At 72.1% G+C, this 18,869-nt stretch carries 20 protein-coding genes and 1 pseudogene; 10 read left to right on the top strand and 11 right to left on the bottom strand.

Features of this window, described 5'->3' with window-relative positions:
* The first annotated feature begins 182 nt into the window (after window positions 1-182).
* Together GA0070611_RS30625 and GA0070611_RS30620 are read left to right on the top strand one after the other, a co-directional pair.
* Entirely contained in the window at window positions 183-722 is a 540-nt protein-coding gene (locus GA0070611_RS30625) for an RNA polymerase sigma factor (protein ID WP_407940399.1), read from the top strand.
* A complete protein-coding gene (locus tag GA0070611_RS30620; RefSeq protein WP_091672114.1) occupies window positions 719-1,684 on the top strand; it encodes a hypothetical protein in 966 nt (321 codons plus the stop codon). The genes GA0070611_RS30625 and GA0070611_RS30620 overlap by 4 nt, the downstream gene beginning before the upstream one ends.
* A gap of 42 nt (window positions 1,685-1,726) precedes the next feature.
* Here the strand turns inward: GA0070611_RS30620 and GA0070611_RS30615 are convergent, their stop codons facing one another.
* Entirely contained in the window at window positions 1,727-2,701 is a 975-nt protein-coding gene (locus GA0070611_RS30615; protein WP_091672111.1) for an asparaginase, read from the bottom strand.
* Window positions 2,698-3,360: a class I SAM-dependent DNA methyltransferase gene (locus GA0070611_RS30610; RefSeq protein WP_167604483.1), complete on the bottom strand. Its 663-nt coding sequence runs from the start codon at window positions 3,358-3,360 to the stop codon at window positions 2,698-2,700. Before GA0070611_RS30610 ends, GA0070611_RS30615 begins: the two co-directional genes overlap by 4 nt.
* Before the next feature lie 114 nt (window positions 3,361-3,474).
* On the opposite strand from GA0070611_RS30610, the gene GA0070611_RS30605 reads away from it, so the two are divergent.
* The 3 genes from GA0070611_RS30605 (at window position 3,475) to GA0070611_RS30595 (ending at window position 5,612) form a co-directional block, all read left to right on the top strand.
* Window positions 3,475-3,816: a YciI family protein gene (locus GA0070611_RS30605; RefSeq protein ID WP_091672109.1), complete on the top strand. Its 342-nt coding sequence runs from the start codon at window positions 3,475-3,477 to the stop codon at window positions 3,814-3,816.
* Between the two features lie 65 nt (window positions 3,817-3,881).
* Window positions 3,882-5,090 (top strand): RNA polymerase sigma factor, encoded by a 1,209-nt coding sequence (locus GA0070611_RS30600; RefSeq protein ID WP_091673706.1) that lies wholly within the window; start codon window positions 3,882-3,884, stop codon window positions 5,088-5,090.
* Window positions 5,091-5,129: 39 nt separating this feature from the next.
* The gene (locus GA0070611_RS30595; protein ID WP_091672106.1) at window positions 5,130-5,612 is read left to right on the top strand and encodes a hypothetical protein; all 483 of its coding nucleotides are present in this window, start codon (window positions 5,130-5,132) and stop codon (window positions 5,610-5,612) included.
* 96 nt (window positions 5,613-5,708) lie between these two features.
* On the opposite strand, the gene GA0070611_RS30590 is transcribed toward GA0070611_RS30595, so the two are convergent.
* Both GA0070611_RS30590 and GA0070611_RS31240 read right to left on the bottom strand, forming a co-directional pair.
* Window positions 5,709-6,119, bottom strand: a complete 411-nt coding sequence (locus tag GA0070611_RS30590) for a VOC family protein (protein WP_091673704.1) — start codon at window positions 6,117-6,119, stop codon at window positions 5,709-5,711.
* Between the two features lie 40 nt (window positions 6,120-6,159).
* On the bottom strand, window positions 6,160-6,339 hold the full coding sequence (locus tag GA0070611_RS31240; protein ID WP_157740422.1) for a hypothetical protein: 180 nt from the start codon (window positions 6,337-6,339) through the stop codon (window positions 6,160-6,162).
* Between the two features lie 133 nt (window positions 6,340-6,472).
* On the opposite strand from GA0070611_RS31240, the gene GA0070611_RS30585 reads away from it, so the two are divergent.
* Window positions 6,473-7,006, top strand: a complete 534-nt coding sequence (locus GA0070611_RS30585) for a hypothetical protein (RefSeq protein ID WP_231921273.1) — start codon at window positions 6,473-6,475, stop codon at window positions 7,004-7,006.
* 44 nt (window positions 7,007-7,050) lie between these two features.
* Here the strand turns inward: GA0070611_RS30585 and GA0070611_RS30580 are convergent, their stop codons facing one another.
* From GA0070611_RS30580 to GA0070611_RS30570, 3 genes are read right to left on the bottom strand one after another with little or no spacing between them, the layout of a single operon-like run.
* A complete protein-coding gene (locus GA0070611_RS30580) occupies window positions 7,051-7,269 on the bottom strand; it encodes a hypothetical protein (RefSeq protein WP_091672103.1) in 219 nt (72 codons plus the stop codon).
* On the bottom strand, window positions 7,266-7,445 hold the full coding sequence (locus GA0070611_RS30575; protein WP_091672101.1) for a hypothetical protein: 180 nt from the start codon (window positions 7,443-7,445) through the stop codon (window positions 7,266-7,268). The genes GA0070611_RS30580 and GA0070611_RS30575 overlap by 4 nt, the downstream gene beginning before the upstream one ends.
* Complete coding sequence (locus GA0070611_RS30570; RefSeq protein WP_091672099.1) at window positions 7,442-7,630, bottom strand: hypothetical protein; 189 nt, start codon at window positions 7,628-7,630, stop codon at window positions 7,442-7,444. The genes GA0070611_RS30575 and GA0070611_RS30570 overlap by 4 nt, the downstream gene beginning before the upstream one ends.
* 140 nt (window positions 7,631-7,770) lie before the next feature.
* Between GA0070611_RS30570 and GA0070611_RS30565 the strand changes: the two genes are divergently transcribed.
* Together GA0070611_RS30565 and GA0070611_RS30560 are read left to right on the top strand one after the other, a co-directional pair.
* Window positions 7,771-8,613 carry a helix-turn-helix domain-containing protein gene (locus tag GA0070611_RS30565; protein ID WP_091672097.1) on the top strand — a complete coding sequence of 281 codons (843 nt, stop codon included), beginning with the start codon at window positions 7,771-7,773 and terminating at the stop codon, window positions 8,611-8,613.
* A 10-nt stretch (window positions 8,614-8,623) separates the two neighbouring features.
* Entirely contained in the window at window positions 8,624-8,818 is a 195-nt protein-coding gene (locus GA0070611_RS30560; RefSeq protein ID WP_091672094.1) for a DUF397 domain-containing protein, read from the top strand.
* A gap of 318 nt (window positions 8,819-9,136) precedes the next feature.
* Here the strand turns inward: GA0070611_RS30560 and GA0070611_RS30555 are convergent, their stop codons facing one another.
* Both GA0070611_RS30555 and nrdR read right to left on the bottom strand, forming a co-directional pair.
* The gene (locus GA0070611_RS30555; RefSeq protein WP_091672091.1) at window positions 9,137-12,046 is read right to left on the bottom strand and encodes a vitamin B12-dependent ribonucleotide reductase; all 2,910 of its coding nucleotides are present in this window, start codon (window positions 12,044-12,046) and stop codon (window positions 9,137-9,139) included.
* A gap of 19 nt (window positions 12,047-12,065) precedes the next feature.
* A pseudogene (gene nrdR / locus GA0070611_RS30550) lies at window positions 12,066-12,565 on the bottom strand (transcriptional regulator NrdR).
* Between the two features lie 540 nt (window positions 12,566-13,105).
* On the opposite strand from nrdR, the gene lexA reads away from it, so the two are divergent.
* Window positions 13,106-13,891 carry a transcriptional repressor LexA gene (gene lexA / locus GA0070611_RS30545; RefSeq protein WP_091672088.1) on the top strand — a complete coding sequence of 262 codons (786 nt, stop codon included), beginning with the start codon at window positions 13,106-13,108 and terminating at the stop codon, window positions 13,889-13,891.
* A 55-nt stretch (window positions 13,892-13,946) separates the two neighbouring features.
* Here lexA and GA0070611_RS30540 read toward each other — a convergent pair whose 3' ends face one another.
* Together GA0070611_RS30540 and hflX are read right to left on the bottom strand one after the other, a co-directional pair.
* Window positions 13,947-15,668: a hypothetical protein gene (locus tag GA0070611_RS30540; protein WP_091672086.1), complete on the bottom strand. Its 1,722-nt coding sequence runs from the start codon at window positions 15,666-15,668 to the stop codon at window positions 13,947-13,949.
* Between the two features lie 50 nt (window positions 15,669-15,718).
* Window positions 15,719-17,182, bottom strand: a complete 1,464-nt coding sequence (gene hflX / locus GA0070611_RS30535) for a GTPase HflX (RefSeq protein ID WP_091672084.1) — start codon at window positions 17,180-17,182, stop codon at window positions 15,719-15,721.
* Window positions 17,183-17,378: 196 nt separating this feature from the next.
* Between hflX and GA0070611_RS30530 the strand changes: the two genes are divergently transcribed.
* The gene (locus GA0070611_RS30530) at window positions 17,379-18,851 is read left to right on the top strand and encodes an NAD-dependent malic enzyme (protein WP_091672082.1); all 1,473 of its coding nucleotides are present in this window, start codon (window positions 17,379-17,381) and stop codon (window positions 18,849-18,851) included.
* Window positions 18,852-18,869: the final 18 nt, after the last annotated feature.

Below are 18,869 nucleotides of genomic sequence, written 5' to 3'. Positions count from 1 at the left end.
TGTAGGGACGCTCCCCGGCGCGACCGTCGCGGCCCGGGTCGCCCCCGTCACCGCACCGGCGTGAACCGTCCGGCGGCCGTCGGCCATGTGTCAGTGTGACCATCGTGCGCAGGGCAGCAGCCCACCTTGACGCTCCGCCGGGCGGAGCACCGCCGGACGGCCATCCGCCGGACCACGTGCTGGTGGCGGAGTCCGTGGCCGTACCGGAGCGGTTCACGCCGCTCTTCGAACGGCACGCCGCCGCCGTGCACCACTATCTCGCCCGCCGGATCGGCCCGGTGGCCGAGGACCTGCTGGCCGAGACGTTCCTGGTGGCGTTCCGGGAGCGGCACCGGTACCGGCCGGAACGCGTCGACGTGCGGCCGTGGCTGTTCGGGATCGCCACCAACCTGCTGCGTCAGCACGTCCGGCAGGAGAAGCGGCGCTACCGGGCGCTGGCCCGTGACGCGGCGGAGCCGGCCGTGCAGGCGTTGCCGACCGACGAGGCCGCCGAGCGGGTGGACGCCCGGTCGTTGCGCCGGGAGCTGGCCGCCGCGCTCGCCGCGCTGCACCGCCGGGACCGCGACGTGCTGCTGCTGGCTGCCTGGGCCGACCTGTCGTATCCGGAGATCGCCGCCGTGCTGGAGATTCCGGTCGGCACGGTGCGGTCCCGCCTCAACCGGGCCCGGCGGATCACCCGCGCGGCCCTCTCCGTCCGGACGACCGCCGAGGAGCCGTCATGAACGAGATGAACCTGTTGCGCGAGTACGGCCCGGACGCGCCGGCAACGACGGACGAGGTCCTGCGTACCGCCCGCGACCGGCTGCGCGCCGAGATGTCGACCGGTCGGCGGCGGCGCGCCTGGTCCGGGATGGCCGCCCGGCCGGCGCGCCGGCGCGCACTGGTCCTCGGTGCCGCGGCAGCCGCGCTGACCGCCGTCGCGGCGGTCGGCCTGCTGCCCTCCGGCGGCGACCCGGGCCCGGCGGGCGGGCCGGTGACCCTGGTCTCCTTCGCCAGCCCGGTCTTCCCGGTGGCGCTGGACCCGGTGCCGGCCGGGCTGCGCCCGGGCGGGTTCACCGGCGAGCAGAACTGGCTGGCGATGAGCTACGAGTCGAAGCGGGGAGACGACAGGGTCCTGCTGCTGGTCAGCTCGGTCGCTCCGGCCGACGTGCCGGGGATGCGGCGGACCACCGTGGACGGCCGACCGGCCCGGCTGGAGACGCCCGACATGGACGGCGGCCCGCCGATCGTGAACCTGCACTGGCAGCGGTCGGCCCGTCAGTGGGTGTTGCTCACCGGTGAGGGGCGGTTCGCCAGCGAGGACGCGCTGCGCGCGGTGGCCGCCACCGTCGTCGACCGGCCGCAGGAGATCCCGCTGCGGGTGGGGCTGGCCCCGGCCGGGTGGACGCTGCGCGGCTTCAAGGACGACGTCATCCTCACGCTGCACGACCCCGGCTCGGAGCGGGAGATGACCGTCCAGCTCGTCGACCGCGCCGAGCCGGACCTGCGGCACAGCGTCATGGGTGCGCGGGAGGTGACCGAGGTGCGGGTGCACGGCCGGCCGGCGCAGCTCGTCCGGGCCGACGAGCTGTGGTTCCTCCAGGCCTCGGTGCCCGGTGGGGCGATCTTCACCCTCCAGGCGCCGCTGGACTTCACGCCGGAACAGGTGATCGCCGTCGGGGAACAGGTGACCGTCCGGCGCTGACCGGCGCGCGGCCGGTCCGGGAGTCCGCCCCGGGCCGGTCCGTCAGCCGTACCGGGTGAACGCGGCGGCCACCTCGGCCCGTCCGGCGCCGCCGGCCAGCAGCAGCCGTAGCAGCACCTTCGCCCGGTACGGGTGCAGCAGCCCACCCGGGAGCAGGCCCCGGTGGCGCAGGTCGCGTTCCGAGCCGACCGCCCCGTAGGTGTCGCGCAGCACCGAGCCGGCCCCGGTCCGCGAGGTGAGCACCACCGGCATCCGCGCGGCCAGCTCGCCGAGCACCGGGGCGAACGCGGGTGGCACGTGCCCCACCCCGAAGCCGGCCACCACCAGGCCGTCGAGGCCGGTGGCGAGCCGGTCGAGCAGCGCCGGGTCGTCGTCGAGGGTGACGGTGTGCAGCGCCACCCGGGTGCCGGCGAGCCGGTCGGCGTCCACCGGCGGCAGCGGGGCGTGCCGGGGTGGCCGGGTGAGCACGCGTACCTCACCCTCGATCACGTGGCCGAGCGGCCCGGCGTCGGGCGAGGCGAAGGTGGCCGTACTCGTGCTGTGGGTCTTGCGGATGAACCGGGCCGCGTGGATCTCGTCGTGGAACGCGACCAGGACGCCGAGGTCGCGCGCGGCGGGCGCGGCGGCGACCCGGGCGGCGGCGAGCAGGTTCGCCGGGCCGTCCGGGCCGGCCAGCGTCGGGTTGCGCATCGCGCCGGTGAAGACCAGCGGCGCCTCGTGCGGCCAGACCAGGTCGGCCAGGTACGCGGTCTCCTCCAGGGTGTCGGTGCCCTGGGTGACCACCGCGCCGGTCGCGCCGCCGGCCACCGCCGCGCCCGCCGCCTCGACCAGGGCCAGCAGCTGCGGGTACGTCAGGGCGGCGCTGGGCACCGCGTCGACGTCGTGCACGTCGAGCGGGACGGCGTCGAGCCCCGGTACGGCGGCGGTGAGGTCGGCGCCGGTGAGCCGGCTGACCACTCCCTGCGTGCTGCCGGCCATCGCGATGGTGCCGCCGAGGGTGAACAGGGCGACGGTCACGCCGGCTCCGCCGGAGCGTCGGCGGGCCGGATGGCCAGCAGGAACGCCTGCGGGCCCCGGTCGCCGAGGGTCTCCGGCTGCCGGACCAGCGTGGCGTGGACGGTGAACCCGGCGGCGGTGAGCTGCTCGGCCAACCGCTCCGGCGGCAGCCAGTACACGTCGTACTCCACCTCGTGGCCGTACGCCTGCGTCAGCCGGATCCGGCAGTCGCCGGCCTTCACCGCGATCAGCAGGTGCCCGCCCGGGGCGAGCACCCGGTGGAACCCGGCGAAGACGTCGGGCAGCAGCTCCGGCGGCAGGTGGATGATCGAGTACCAGGCGACCAGCCCGGCGAGCGCGCCGTCGGGCACCGCCAGGTCGGTCATCGAGCCGACCTCGAAGCGCAACTCCGGGTACGTGCTCCTGGCCACCTCCACCATGCCGGGCGACAGGTCGGCCCCGGAGATGTCCAGGCCGAGCCGGTGCAGGTGGGCGGTGATCCGGCCGGTGCCGCAGCCCACCTCCAGCACCGGACGGCCGGGCCCGACCATCTCGGCGAACGCGGCGAGCATGCCCCGGGCCAGCGGGCCCTCCAGCACCTCGGGGATCATTCGCGCGTAGTCCACCGCCACGGTGTCGTACGCGGCGCGGGTCTCGGTCAGCCAGAGCGGTTCGGTCACGGCCGTCGACCCTAGTCGCCGGGCTCCTGAGATTCTTGCCCTGCCGCTGTCGAATCCGGCCGGGCCCGTCCGTCGGTGAGACGGAAGAACACACCCGCACCCGAGGAGAGACCCATGCCCCAGTACGCGGTCCTGATCTACTCGCCCGCCCCCGCCGACCCGATGGACCTGACGCCGGACTACGCGGCGCTGCTGGACCGGTACCCGGCCCAGGTCACCGAGCTGGGCGGGCAGATCGTCACCGGGTTCGCGCTGCAGCCCAGCACCACCGCCACCGCGGTCCGCGGCGACCTGGTCACCGACGGCCCGTTCATCGAGGCGAAGGAGGTCGTCGCCGGGTTCTTCATCCTGGAGGCCCCCGACCTGGACGTGGCCCTGAAGATCGCCAAGCTGAACCCGGCGACGATCGACGGTGGCGTCGAGGTCCGGCCGCTCTTCGAGTTCCCGGCCGAGTGACCGACGCCGGCACCGCCGCTGCCGAACGGGCCGTGGCGGACGCGCACCGTCGCGAGTGGGCCTTCGTGCTCGCCGCGACGGCGCGCGTCGCCGGTGACCTCGACGTGGCCGAGGAGTGCGTGCAGGACGCGTACCTGGCGGCGCTGGCGGCGTGGGCCCGCGACGGCGTACCGGACAAGCCGGGCGCGTGGTTGACCGCGACCGCGAAGCGCAAGGCGCTCGACGTGCTCCGCCGCGACAAGGTGTTCCGGTCGAAGCTGCCGCTGCTGGTCGAGCCGGAGACGGCCGACCCCACGCCCGCCGACCCGGAGTCGGTGCCGGACGACCGGCTGCGGCTGGTCTTCACCTGCTGCCATCCGGCGCTGGCCCGGGAGGCCCAGGTGGCGTTGACCCTGCGGCTGGTCTGCGGGGTGGGCACCGGCGACATCGCCCGCGCGTTCCTGGTCCCGGAGACCACCATGGCGGCCCGGGTCACCCGGGCCAAGAAGAAGATCGCCGCGGCCCGCATCCCGTACCGGGTGCCGGAGGCCGCCGAGCTGCCCGAACGGCTGGACGCGGTGCTCCCCGTGATCCACCTGCTGTTCACCACCGGGCACACCGCCCCGACCGGCGCCGACCTGGTCCGCGCCGACCTGGTCGAGCGGGCCGTGCACCTGACCCGGATGCTGCTCGCGCTGATGCCCGACGAGCCGGAGGTCCGCGGGCTGCTCGCCCTGCTGCTGCTCACCGACGCCCGCCGAGCCACCCGCACCGACGAGGCCGGGCGGCTGCTGACGCTGGAGCAGCAGGACCGCTCGGCCTGGGACCGGTCGGCCATCGCGGAGGGCACCGCGCTGGTGCTGGGCGCGTTCCGGACCGGCCGGGTCGGCCGGTACGCGCTCCAGGCCGCCATCGCGTCGCTGCACGCCGTCGCGCCCGACTGGTCCGCGACTGACTGGCCGCAGATCGTCCGCCTCTACGACGAGTTGCTCACCCGCTGGCCGTCACCGGTGGTGGCGCTGAACCGGACCGTGGCGGTGTCCATGGTCGACGGTCCCGCCGCCGCGCTCGCCGAGCTGGACGCCCTGGCGGCCGATCCCCGGCTGGCCGGCTACCACTACCTGCCGGCGATCCGGGCCGACCTGCTGCGCCGGCTCGACCGGCCGGCGGAAGCGGCGGGGGCGTACCGGGACGCGCTCGCCCTGGTCGACAACGACGCCGAGCGGGCCTTCCTCACCGGCCGGCTCGCGCAGACCGAGACCCGTCGCGGTGTCACGGAGGACATGTCCGGGTAGGAGGGACGGCAGATTCCGGCCGATACGGGGAGGCCAGCGATGTCCGAGGTACGAGCCCGCTACACCTACCGCCCGATGCTGCCGGTGTACCTGATCGGCTTCGCGTTCCCGGTCGTCTGCCCGATCATCTGGTGGAAGGCCGGCCTGCTCGGCCTGCCGGGCTGGGCCGTACCCCTGATCATCCTGGTGGTGGCGCCGCCGGCCTGGGCCTGGCTGCTGTTCCGGGTGGTCCACCGGCTGGAGCTGACCGACGACACGCTGCGGATGCGCGCCACGCTGGCGAGCGTCCGGGTGCCGCTGGCCGAGCTGCGCGAGATCAGGATGTCGGGCGGCGGCAACATGGGCCGGGTGGTCTTCGGGCGGAACCGGAGGCGGACCCTGATGCAGGGCGTGGGGCTGATCGCCTTCCTGGAGCAGGTCCGGCAGGCCGCCCCGCAGGCCCGGATCCCGATCTCCGACCACCAGCGGTTCCAGGAACGCGGGATCGCCCGCCTCACCATGGATACCCCCGACGGCCGGTGACGGTGCCTCGGCGGCGGTGAGACTCCAGGACCGGACAACGCGCGGTCAGCGGCATGAGCGTGCGTCAGCGAGGACAGAAGTCGGGGGAGGTTCCGCCTATCCCCACCTCTCGCGGACGAACGTTGCCAGCGCCTCTCGGGAGGGTTGCCCCCAGCCGATGCAGAACGGGTGGCCGGCCGGATCGGCATACACCTGGTGCCCCTCGTCGCTTCCCAGGTCACCGGCTTGGAGCAAGCGGGCACCGAGTCTCATCGCCTGTTCGTGCGCCTGCCTGGGGTGCTCAACGTGGAGGTCCATGTGTACCTGCTGAGGCGCGCCCTCTGGCCAGTCGGGAGGAACGTGCTCCGGTGCGAGCTGAACGCCCATCCGCCACTCACCTGCCGCGTCGATGACACTGTGGAACGTCTCATCCTCGAAGACGTGCCCACCGAGCATGCCCGCCCAGAACGCACTCTCGGCATGCAGGTCAGCGGCGTCGAACACGACCACGTGTCGTATCAGTTCCATGAGAGCCGATCCTAGGAACGCGGGCGCACGGTCCGCCAGATCAGATGCCGCGACCAGCACGCTCATCGGCATGGCCGCAGGTTCCGCGGGAACAACCCAGCTGGTACGCGGGAACGCCGTCCAGGGTCAGGTGGCGCGTCGGCAGTGCGGGCTCGTGGAAGCTGATCAGCGCATCGGGGACGCCGAGCGTCATGGCCTCGTGCGCCAGCACCTCCGTCACGACCGCACCTCCGTGCGGCCCCCGGTCCACTGGGCCGCCGCCGACGAGGAGTGCCGGCTGCTCGCCGGGTCACCGTCGGCGGCGGGGCCGCACTACCGCGCTGGCCTACGCCGAGGCGGCGCTGCGGGCCGGGGTGGCCTTCGTCAACACCACCTCCGACGCCGTCGCCCGGGTGCCGTCCCTGCTCGCCCGGTTCACCGCCGCCGGCCTGCCGCTGGTCGGCGACGACCTGGCCAGTCAGTTCGGCAGCTCGGTGGTGCACCGCGCCCTGCTGCGGCTGGTCCGGGAGCGTGGCCTCACCCTGCTCAGCTCGTACCAGGTCAACCTGGGTGGCACCGAGGACTTCCGCAACCTGGTGGAGAACCCCAACACCAAGGGGCAGTCCAAGCGCAACGCCCTCGGGTCCGACCAGGTGCAGGTCGCCCCGCTCGGCTACCTGCCGCACCTGGGGTCGCAGAAGATCGCCCACCTCAACGTCGAGGCCCAGGGCTGGGGCGGGACGCCGGTGAGCCTGGACGTGCGGCTGTCGGTGCACGACCCGAGCGGCGCGGCCGGCGTCAACATCGACCTGGTCCGGCTGGCCGCCGTCGCCCTGCGGTCCGGCCGGGGCGGCGAGCTGGCCGAGGCGGCGGAGCTGCTGAAGTCCCCGCCGGGCACGGCGATCTGACCGGCCGACCGTCAGCTGCCCCGGGCCATGGAGGTGAGCCCAACTCACCGCACCCACCCCAGGAACCGTCGATGCAGCAGCCCCGCCGGCACCCAGGTGAGATCCTCGGTCGCCCACACCAGGTAGGACCCCATGTAGAGGGCCAGCGACACCGGCGCGCCCTCGAATTCGGCCCGCAGCTCGCCACGCCGGGTCGCGCACGGCCACGGGCCGCCGCAGCCACCGCAGCTCCACATCGGCAGCACCGGGCCGTGGGTGGTCACGGCAGGCCGTCCAGGAATCGCCGGGTGGCGACGCGTGCACGCCAGCGGGTGGCCCATTCCGCCTGATAGCAGGGGTACGGCACGAGACGCGCCCACCACCACCGGCAACCGACGCAGAGACCGTCGACGCCGGGCAGGTGCACCGACATGATCTGCTGGACGGGAAGCTCGGTCACTGCTGCTCCTCCCCCGGCCAGTGGCCGCGTCGGATCGGGATGCGGTGCCGGGCGTGGCAGGGCAGCTCCGCCCCGCACCGGCAGGTCCACCGCCACAGCCGCCACGACCAGGCGGGGCGATGCCGACGCGCCAAGGTCAGGGCGACCGCCACCAGGTACTCGTCGTACGACACGCGCTTGGGCATTGCGCCTCCTGCACGAGCGGGTCCGTGGATCCTGCGCCGACTATTTTGCGCGCGCATTTTTAGGTAGTCAAAGACATCCCTGCAATCGGACTGCGCGTGTCGATGCGGACGGCGGCGACGGCAGCGGCACAATCACCGCCATGGAGAGCCCGACCTTCGTTCGATTCCAGCTCGGCGCGCAGCTTCGACGGGTCAGGGAGGATGCCGGCGTGACGGCCGAACAGGCAGCCGAGGTAATCGAGGTCTCGGCGAGCACCCTGCGCCGCATCGAAGCAGGCCGCGTCGGCATCAAGGGCCCGGCGTTGAACGCACTACTGGATCGCTACGGCGTCGGCGACGCCGAGCTGCGCGAAACCCTGCTGTCCATGGCCAAGACGGGTAAGCAGCGAGGATGGTGGGCGAAATACGGCGACCTGCCATCGTCGTACCGGCAGTACATCGGTCTGGAGTCCGCCGCCGAAGAGGTGCAGAACTTTGAAACACTCGTCGTACCCGGTCTCCTCCAGACGCCCGCCTACGCACGGGCGATGATGACGGAGGACCCCTTCGAGCCGTCACCAGAAGCGGTTGAGCGGCGAGTGGCCGTTCGCACGCAACGTCAGGAGCTGATCACCTCGGGGAGGCTGCGCCTGGTGGCCGTGCTTGATGAAGCGGTGCTACACCGCCAGATCGGCGGCACAGAGGTCATGCGCGATCAGCTCACCGCCCTGCTCGATGCCGGCAAGCGCTGGAACGTCACGATTCAGGTGATCCCGTTCAGGGAGGGTGCTTACGCCTCCATGCTGTCCAGCTTTCATATCCTGAACTTTGCCGACGGTCCGGGCGTGGTCTACATCGAGGGTCTGACCGGTGACCTCTACGCTGAGGGCGAGGATGTGCGTCGCTGTACGGTTGTCTTCAACAGCCTGCGCGCCGCAGCCTTGTCACCCACCGACTCGGCGGCCATGATCGAGGAAATCAGCGGCGTACGGCCGAGGGAGTAGGAGGCGGACCGTGGACTCGCAGTGGCGCAAGAGCACCCGCAGCGGCAGCAACGGTGCCTGCGTCGAGGCCAGGTACGCCAACACGACAGTCGAGGTTCGCGACAGCAAGAACCCTGACGGGGCGGTCCTTTCCTTCACCCCAGAAGCCTGGTCAGGCTTTGTCAAAGGATTCTCCGACCAGAACCGCCAGGCCGACAACGGCTAGGCAGGGCGCGGCTTCCAAGAGACGAGGCGGCCAACGCCAGGTGCGTCGGCCGCCTCAGTCGTCACTTCTTGGTTTCCTTAACGGTCGTCTTGGGGTGCGACTGACCGTACTTCGCGGTCACGTAACGGCCGGTGACAGCACTGCGATACGTGCCAGAACCCTTCTTCGCCATGACAGAGAACACCTCCTCTCTGCACTCGATCAACTTGCCTGACCGAGCCGGGAGAGGCGAGGATCTGTCTCTGCAGCAAGACAAGTCGGGCCTCGTCCCAACTCACGAGCCCCGGGCGCGCCAACGCCCGGGGCTCGTTGCTGTTGTCAGCTGCAACCGCTGGTGGAGCCGCAACCCTCGCAGACGTAGCAGCTACCGGCGGGGCGCATCTTCGTACCGCAGGTGAAGCAGAGCGGCGCGTCGGCGGCCTTGCCGATCACGGCCTCCAGCAGCTCGGTGCTGGAGCCGACCGACGGGGCCGGCTTGACCGCGGCGGCGTCCGCCAGCTCCTGCGCCGGCTGGGCCACCGGGCCGGTCTTCGGCTCGGGCGCCTCGACCGGGGCGGAGGCGGCCATCGCGGTGAGGTCCGCACCGCTCGCCTCCGCCTCCGCCTCGGCCCGGAGCTGGGCGGCCCGCTCCTTGGCGGTGAAGATGCCCAGCTCGGCGCGGCGCTCGTACGGCAGGAAGTCCAGCGCCAGGCGACGGAAGATGTAGTCCATCACCGAGGCGGCCATCCGCACGTCCGGGTCGTCGGTCATGCCGGCCGGCTCGAAGCGCATGTTGGTGAACTTGCTGACGTACGTCTCCAGCGGGACGCCGTACTGGAGACCGATGGAGATGGCCACCGAGAAGGCGTCCATCACGCCGGCCAGGGTCGAGCCCTGCTTCGACATCTTGAGGAAGACCTCGCCGAGACCGTCGTCCGGGTAGGACGAGGCGGTGAGGTAACCCTCGGCGCCGCCGACCGAGAAGGAGACCGTCTGCGACGGGCGCTTCTTCGGCAGCCGCTTGCGCACCGGCCGGTACTCGACGACCTTCTCCACCACCTTCTCGACCTCGGCGGCCGGGGTCTCGGTGGTGGCGACGGCCTTGTTCGGCTTGGCGGCCGAGAGCGGCTGGCCGACCTTGCAGTTGTCCCGGTAGATCGCCAGCGCCTTCAGGCCCAGCTTCCAGCCCTCGAAGTAGATCTTCTCGACGTCCTCGACGGTCGCCTGCTCCGGCATGTTGACCGTCTTGGAGATGGCGCCGGAGATGAACGGCTGGACCGCCGCCATCATCCGCACGTGGCCCATCGGCGCGATGGAGCGCTCGCCCATGGCGCAGTCGAAGACCGGGTAGTGCTCCGGCTTCAGGCCGGGGGCGTCCACCACGTGGCCGTGGTCGGCGATGTGCTCGACGATCGCCTCGACCTGCTCCTCGGGGTAGCCGAGGCTGCGCAGGGCGCGCGGCACCGTCTGGTTGACGATCTGCATCGAGCCGCCGCCGACCAGCTTCTTGAACTTGACCAGGGCCAGGTCCGGCTCGACACCGGTGGTGTCGCAGTCCATCATCAGGCCGATGGTGCCGGTCGGGGCGAGCACGCTGGCCTGCGAGTTGCGCCAGCCGAACCGGTCACCGGTCTTGTTGCCCAGCGTCCACTGCTTGGTGGCCTCGCGCTGGATGGCGGTGGCCACGGTGCCGGTCGGCTTGATCTCGTCGTTCGCGGCGGCGTGCTTGCGCATGACCCGCTTGTGCGCCTCGGCGTTGCGGGCGTAACCGTCGTACGCGCCGACGATGCCGGCCAGCTCGGCCGAGCGGCGGTACGCGGTGCCGGTCATCAGCGAGGTGATCGCCGCGGAGACCTCCCGGCCCTGCGCCGAGTCGTACGGCAGGCCGGTGGCCATCAGCAGCGCGCCCAGGTTGGCGTACCCGATGCCGAGCTGCCGGTAGGCGCGGGTGGTCTCGCCGATCTTCTCGGTCGGGAAGTCGGCGAAGCAGATCGAGATGTCCATCGCGGTGATGACGAACTCGACCGACTTGACGAACTTCTCCACCTCGAAGCCGCCGTCGGCGCGGAGGAACTTCATCAGGTTCAGCGAGGCCAGGTTGCACGAGGAGTTGTCCAGGTGCAGGTACTCCGAGCACGGGTTCGACGCGGTGATCCGCCCGGTCTCCGGGCAGGTGTGCCAGTCGTTGATGGTGTCGTCGTACTGCAGGCCGGGGTCGGCGCACTCCCAGGCGGCCTGGGAGATGGTGCGGAACAGCTTCTTGGCGTCGATGGTCTCGATGGTCTGCCCGTCGAGCCGGCCGCGCAGGTCGAAGCCGCCGTTGTTCTCCACCGCCGTCATGAACTCGTCGGAGACCCGGACCGAGTTGTTGGCGTTCTGGTACTGCACGCTGACGATGTCCGCGCCGCCCAGGTCCATGTCGAAGCCGGCGTCCCGCAGCGCGCGGATCTTGTCCTCCTCGCGCGCCTTGGTCGCCACGAACTCCTCGATGTCCGGGTGGTCGACGTCGAGGATGACCATCTTGGCGGCCCGCCGGGTGGCGCCACCGGACTTGATGGTGCCGGCGGAGGCGTCCGCGCCGCGCATGAAGCTGACCGGGCCGGAGGCGGTGCCGCCGGAGGAGAGCAGCTCCTTGGAGGACCGGATGCGGGAGAGGTTGACCCCGGCGCCCGAGCCGCCCTGGAAGATCCGCCCCTCCTCCTTGTACCAGTCGAGGATGGAGTCCATCGAGTCGTCGACGGCGAGGATGAAGCAGGCGCTGACCTGCTGCGGCGACGGCGTGCCGACGTTGAACCAGACCGGCGAGTTGAAGCTGAACACCTGGTGCAGCAGCATCCAGGTCAGCTCGTGCGCGAAGACCTCGGCGTCGGCCGGGGAGGCGAAGTAGCCGTACTCCTCACCCGCCGTGCGGTAGGTCTCCACCACCCGGTCGATGAGCTGCTTGAGCGACCACTCGCGCTGCGGGGTCCCCACCGCGCCCCGGAAGTACTTGGTGGTCACGATGTTGGCCGCGTTGACGGACCAGGCCTCGGGGAACTCCACCCCGCGCTGCTCGAAGTTGATCGAGCCGTCCCGCCAGTTCGTCATCACGACGTCGCGGCGCTCCCAGGTGACCTCGTCGTAGGGATGCACCCCCTCGGTCGTCCAGACGCGCTCGATCTTCAGCCCTGCCCCGGCCTTGTTCCGTGACTTGCTGGTCGTCACCCTCGCCCCCCTCGTCAGCGCGGTCACCCACCGCGCGTCGTCCATTCTCAGAAACCGGAAGAATTCAGCTGGTCGTGCCGGCCGGCTCGGCCGCCCCGGCACCGGCGCCCCCGCGGGCGCGTGCGGCGGCCCGCAGCGTCTCGATCTCGCGCTCGAAGTCGGCGAGCGAGTCGAAGGACCGGTAGACGCTGGCGAACCTCATGTACGCCACCTCGTCCAGGTCGCGCAGCGGGCCCAGGATGGCCAACCCGACCTCCTGGCTGGGGATCTCGGCGGCCCCCTGGCCCGGACGGTCTCCTCGACCTTCTGCGCCAACAGCGCGATGGAGTCGTCGTCGACCGGCCGGCCCTGGCACGCCTTGCGCACCCCGCCGATGATCTTCGTGCGGCTGAACGGCTCGGTCACCCCGCTGCGCTTGACCACCGCGAGCACCGCCTCCTCGACGGTGGTGAACCGCTTGCCGCACTCCGGGCAGGACCGCCGCCGCCGGATGAGCTGGCCGTCGTCGGCCTCCCGCGAGTCGACGACCCGGGAGTCGGCGTGCCGGCAGTACGGACACCGCATCGCCTGAACCTCCTTCGTCGTGACCGTGGGCGCGCCGACCGACTCCCGGGCACACGTCACCGCGGCGTCGGCATCGTTCGATGGCCGGCACCGGCGGGACGGTACGGGAGTGCGGTCGGTAATCGGACCCAACCTGTAGGCGACTTACGCCCGTGTAACCACTACATCTAGGGGTTGACCGTAGGCCGTCCCCCTAGCCCGGTCAAGTTCACCCGCGTGTCGGGCGCGTCATCAGAATCACCCCCTCGCGGAGGGTCAACGCCCGGCCACGCCACGGGTCACGCCACCCGGTGGATAGAACACCCGTTCGAGGCGTCGTACCATTTATCAGAACAGGCGTTCGGAAATCCAGGATTTGACCGCGACACGCCGACAACACGTCGTACAGATGTTTGAAAATGGCCGATCTCACCTATACGGTCAGGAACGACCGGGCACGGCGTGTCGCGCCGCACCGGTCGGCAGCACCACCCGAGGCAGCAGCACCGAGCACGCACCACGAGCCGACGAGGCACCCAGCGCCGACCAGGGAGGACGGACGTGACCGAGGACCGGGCCAGCCGGCAGAAGAACCCGCAGCCGATCGACGGGGCGGGTCCGGCGGCGACCCGTCGGCCCCGCACCGCGCGCACCCGGGCCACCCAGCCCGCCACCGTGCGTCCGGTCGCTCCCGTCGTGAGCAGCTTCCCCGACCCGACCACCGTCGACCTGACCGCCCGCCAGCGCCGGATCCTGGAGTTCATCCGCACCTGGGTGGAGCGCCACGGCTACCCGCCGAGCGTGCGCGAGATCGGCGAGGCGGTCGGCCTGGTCTCCCCGTCCAGCGTCGCCTACCAGCTCAAGGAGCTGGAGAAGAAGGGCTTCCTGCGCCGCGACCCGAACCGGCCGCGCGCGGTGGACGTGCGCGCCCCGGGCGACATCGACGACGAGGCCGCGCGGGCCCAGCGCCCCGCCCCGGCCTACGTGCCGATGCTGGGCCGGATCGCCGCCGGTGGGCCGATCCTCGCCGAGCAGGCGGTGGAGGACGTCTTCCCCCTCCCCCGCGAGCTGGTCGGCGAGGGCGAGGTCTTCATGCTCCAGGTCAAGGGCGACTCGATGCTCGACGCCGCGATCTGCGACGGCGACTGGGTGGTGGTCCGGCAGCAGCCCAACGCCGAGGTCGGCGACATCGTGGCCGCCATGCTCGACGGCGAGGCCACGGTGAAGACCTACCGCCGCCGGGACGGCCACGTCTGGCTGATGCCGCAGAACCCGGCCTTCGACCCGATCCCGGGTGACGACGCCACCATCATGGGTCGCGTGGTCGCCGTGCTCCGCCGGATCTGACCGACGCCGACGCGGGTGACCGTCCTCCCGGGCGGTCACCCGCGCAGGTGTGCGTTCAGTAGCGGTCGCCCCGATACTCCCGGCCGCCCGACACCGGCCCGTACTGGCCCCGGTCGTCGTAGCCGCCGTCACCGCGCCGACCGCGCGGGTCACCCTGCCCCGGATCGCGACGCGGCGGCTCGGCCCGACCGGCTCCACGGCCACCGCCCTGCGGGCCGCCGCCGTAGCCGCCCCCGCCCTGCGGGCCGCCACCGTAGACCCCGCCGCCCTGGGGCGGACGACCGCCACCGCGCTGCGGCCCACCGCCACCCGGCGCGGCCTGCGGAGGTCGGCCACCCCCACCCGGCGCGCCCTGGGGCGGACGACCGCCACCGCGCTGCGGGCCGCCACCCTGCGGGGGACGACCACCGCCGCCCGGCTGGCCGCCGTAGACGCCGCTGCCGCGGGCGCCCCCGTCCTGGGGACGGCCGCCGTACACGCCACCACCGGCCGGCGGGCGGGCGGACCCGCCACCGTAGACCCCACCGCTGCCGCCGTAGACGCCGCCCCGCGCGCCGCCCGGGGGCGGGCCGGCGTCGGGCCGGTTGCCGGCGGGCGGGAAGCCACCGTCGTTCGGGAAGACGCTGTCATGCTCCGGCCGGTCGTCGGACTCCGCCGGCGGGGCGGGCTTCTTGCGGGCCCGCATGATGCCGAAGATGCCGGCGCCCACCATCAGCGCGCCGAGCACGCCGACCGCCGCGATCAGGTACGTGATCTGGTCGAGCGAGAGATCGTCGTACCACGACTTCCCGCCGGCCGGCTTCGCCAGGTCACCGCCGGCCGCCGGCAGCGCCTCGACGCCCTTGGTGGACGGGACGTAGCTGAGGATCTCGACCGGCTCGTCGGCGTCCAGCAGGCCGGCGTCGGAGACCGTGACGAAGGCTCTGCCGTCGACGGTGTAGGAGATCGCCTCGCCGAACGGGTCGGCGAGCGGGGTGACGTTCGGCTTGCCGTTGGTCAGTGCCGCGACGATGTCGCCGTTGGTCACCGGGTACTCGAAGGCGTCGGCGTACGTGCGCAGCACCACCCGGCTGCCGTCCGGCGAGCGGGCCGCCCCGGTGACGGTCAGCCGGCCGGGCGCGCCGAGCTTGTTGTCCGTGGTCGTCTTCGGCACGGTGACCTCGCCGACCTTCTTCATCGGCACCGGCTCGGTGTCGCCGCTCCGCAGCGCCCCGTCCGGCTTGAAGATCTCGGCCTTGCCCGACGGGTCCTTCGTGATGACCAGCGGGAGGTTGTCGTCGCCGATGAGCAGCGCCTCGGCGTCGTGCGGCTTCTTCTCCGGGTAGGCCAGCCGGTGCAGCACCGGCCGCTTGCCGCCGTTGAGCGGCATGGACCAGACGGCGACCCGCTCCCGGCGGGTCTTGCTGGTGATGTTGTCGCCGGTGTCGGCGATCCAGAGCGTCGCACCGTCCGGGGAGAGCGCCAGGTCCTCGGTGTCCAGCGGGCCGGCGCCGGAGTAGGAGACCGGCTCCCGGGCCAGCTGGCACTTGCTGTCGAGGAAGAAGACCTTCTTGAGGCGCTCGTCCTCGGTGCCGTCGTTGATCACGACGTAACCGGTCTTCGTCGCGACGAGCCCGGACAGTTCCCGGAGCCGCTTGTCCTCGACGGTGCACTTCTTCTTGGGGGTCGCAGCCTGCACGGGAGCGGCGGCGGGAGCCGCCGCCGCCAGCCCGGCAGGTGCCACGACCGCGCCGATCAGGCCGAGCGCGATCGTGACCGAGGAGACAGCGTGCCGCATGGCGCCAAGTGTCGCACGGCCCACGTTTCGCACGGGTGACGCCGGACGGCTCAGCCGCCGACGCTCACCCGCTCGTCCATGGTGAGCCGGTCCCCGGCCCGGTACGGCGACAGCTCGGCGGCGAGCGCCTCGTTGACCCGTACGTGCAGCAGGGTGCCCTCGGGCAGGTGTGCGGTGCTGAGCACCTCGCCCTGCCGGTGCACCCGGGCGACCAGGTCACCCCGGTCGTACGGCAGCACCGCGTGGACCTCGACGGCCGGTCGCGGCAGCCGCTGCTCGACCGCTGCCCGCAGCCCGTCCAACCCGCGCCCGCTGTACGCGGAGACGAAGATCGCCTCGGGCCAGAGCCGCTTGAGCCGCAGCAGCGTCTCCTCGTCGGCCGCGTCGGTCTTGTTGACCACCAGCAGCTCGGGAAGCCGGTCGGCGCCCACCTCGGCGAGCACCTCGCGGACCGCCCGGACCTGCTCCTCCGGGTCCGGGTGGGTGCCGTCGACGACGTGCACCACCAGGTCGGCGTCGGCGACCTCCTCCAGCGTCGAGCGGAACGCCTCGACGATCTGGTGCGGCAGGTGCCGGACGAAGCCGACCGTGTCGGAGAGCGTGTAGAGCCGCCCGTCCGAGGTGGTCGCCTTGCGGGTGGTCGGGTCCAGGGTGGCGAACAGTGCGTTCTCCACCAGCACGCCCGCCCCGGTCAGGCGGTTGAGCAGGCTGGACTTGCCGGCGTTGGTGTAGCCGGCGATGGCCACCGCGGGCACCGCGTTGCGGGTGCGCCGGGCGCGCTTGGTCTGGCGTACCGTCGTCATGGCCTTGATCTCGCGGCGCAGCCGCGCGATCCGGTGCCGGATCCGACGCCGGTCGGTCTCCAGCTTGGTCTCACCGGGACCACGCAGGCCCACGCCGCCGCCGGCGCCGCCGCCGCGACCGCTACCACCGGTCTGCCGGGAGAGGGTCTCACCCCAACCGCGCAGTCGCGGCAGCAGGTATTCGAGCTGGGCCAGCTCGACCTGGGCCTTACCTTCCTTGCTCTTCGCGTGCTGGGCGAAGATGTCCAGGATGAGCGCGGTCCGGTCGACCACCTTGACCTTGGTGCGCTGCTCCAGGTTGCGCAGCTGGGACGGGGAGAGCTCACCGTCGCAGATCACCGTGTCGGCGCCGGTGGCGAGCACCACCGCGCCCAGGTCGTCGACCTTGCCCCGGCCGATGTAGGTGGCCGGGTCGGGCTTGCCGCGCCGCTGGATCAACCCCTCCAGCACCTGCGAGCCGGCCGTCTCGGCCAGCGCCGCCAGCTCGGTGAGGCTGTTGTCCGCGTCGTCCTGCGTCCCCTCGGTCCAGACGCCCACCAGGACGACCCGCTCCAGCCGCAGCTGCCGGTATTCGACCTCGGTGATGTCGGTGAGCTCGGTGGAGAGGCCGGGGACCCGCCGCAGCGCCTGCCGCTCCGACAGTTCGAACTCACCGGTGGTGGCGTCGAGCTCGGTGTCGTCGTGGATGGGGTAGGTCTCCTGCTCGCGCAAACTGCGCTCCTGTCCGTTATATCCCTCGCCGGGGCGTTTCCGGCGCGTATCAGCAATCCTGACATGTGCCAACGCCCGACGCACCTGCTATATGCCCGTGGCACTACCCACCGGTAGCGGGGGCGGATGCCGGCCGAGCTGGGGCGGCGGGTAGAAATGCGAGTCGAGCCGTTCAGCGCCGACGGAGGAGTTCCACGTGGCCATCACCCGACTGCCGAGTGCCGGATTCTCGATCACCATCCGGATCGCGGTCCCCGCCGACGCCTCCTCCATCGGCCGGTTGACCACCGCGACGGGCGAGGCCGGCGCGATCGTGACCGCGCTGGACGTGGTCGACTCCGACCCCACCAGCGTCATCGTCGACCTCACCTGCGACACCGCCGACGCGGGCCACGCCGACCAGGTGGTCGAGGCGCTGACCGCGCTGGAGGGGGTGGACGTCCGCAAGGTCTCCGACCGGACGTTCCTGCTGCACCTGGGCGGCAAGATCGAGGTCAGCCCGAAGGTGGCGCTGCGCACCCGCGACGAGCTGTCCCGCGCGTACACGCCGGGGGTGGCCCGGGTCTGCATGGCGATCGCCGAGAACCCGGCCGACGCCCGCCGGCTCACCATCAAGCGCAACACCGTCGCCGTGGTCAGCGACGGCTCCGCGGTGCTCGGCCTGGGCAACCTCGGGCCGGCCGCCTCGCTGCCGGTGATGGAGGGCAAGGCGGCGCTGTTCAAGCGCTTCGGTGGGGTGGACGCCTGGCCGGTGGTGCTCGACACCCAGGACACCGACGAGATCGTCGCGATCGTCAAGGCGATCGCGCCCGCGTACGGCGGGATCAACCTGGAGGACATCGCCGCGCCGCGCTGCTTCGAGATCGAGGCCCGGCTGCGCGAGGCGCTGGACATCCCGGTCTTCCACGACGACCAGCACGGCACCGCGATCTGCGTGCTGGCCGCGCTCACCAACGCGCTGCGCGTCGTGGGCAAGCAGCTGGCGGACGTCCGGGTGGTCGTCTCCGGCGCCGGCGCGGCCGGCACCGCGATCATGAAGCTGCTGCTGCGCCAGGGCGTGGGCGACATCATCGCGTACGACCGCCAGGGTGCCCTGCACCGCGGCCTGCCCGACCTGAACCCGGCCTGGCAGTGGCTGGCGGAGAACACCAACAAGGAGAACTACTCCGGCGACCTGCCGGGCGCGGTACGCGGCGCGGACGTGTTCATCGGGGTGAGCGCGCCGAACCTGCTCACCGGCGACGACATCGCCGCGATGGCGAAGGACGCGATCGTGTTCGCGCTGGCCAACCCGGACCCGGAGGTGGACCCGCGGGAGGCGCGCAAGCACGCCGCGGTGGTCGCCACCGGCCGTTCCGACCAGCCCAACCAGATCAACAACGTGCTGGCCTTCCCGGGCGTGTTCCGCGGCATGCTCGACGCGCACGCCGAGGAGTTCACCGAGGAGATGGCGATCGCGGCGGCCCGGGCCATCGCCGACGTGGTCGGCGAGGACAAGATCAACCCGACGGTGATCGTGCCGAGCGTCTTCGACTCCCGGGTCGCGCCGGCGGTCGCCGCCGCGGTACGCGCCGCCGCGCAGAACCCGGCCGTCACTCCCCCGCCGGCCGCCGACCCCGGTCCGGCCGACCTCCCCGAGATCGCCGCCAACGCCAGCGCCACCCCCTGACCCCGCCCCGCACTGACC

This window comes from Micromonospora auratinigra (genome assembly GCF_900089595.1).
Classification (GTDB): Bacteria; Actinomycetota; Actinomycetes; order Mycobacteriales; family Micromonosporaceae; genus Micromonospora; species Micromonospora auratinigra.
The sequence above is the reverse complement of the archived record's forward strand: the minus strand, read 5'-3'. Positions and strand labels throughout refer to the sequence as shown.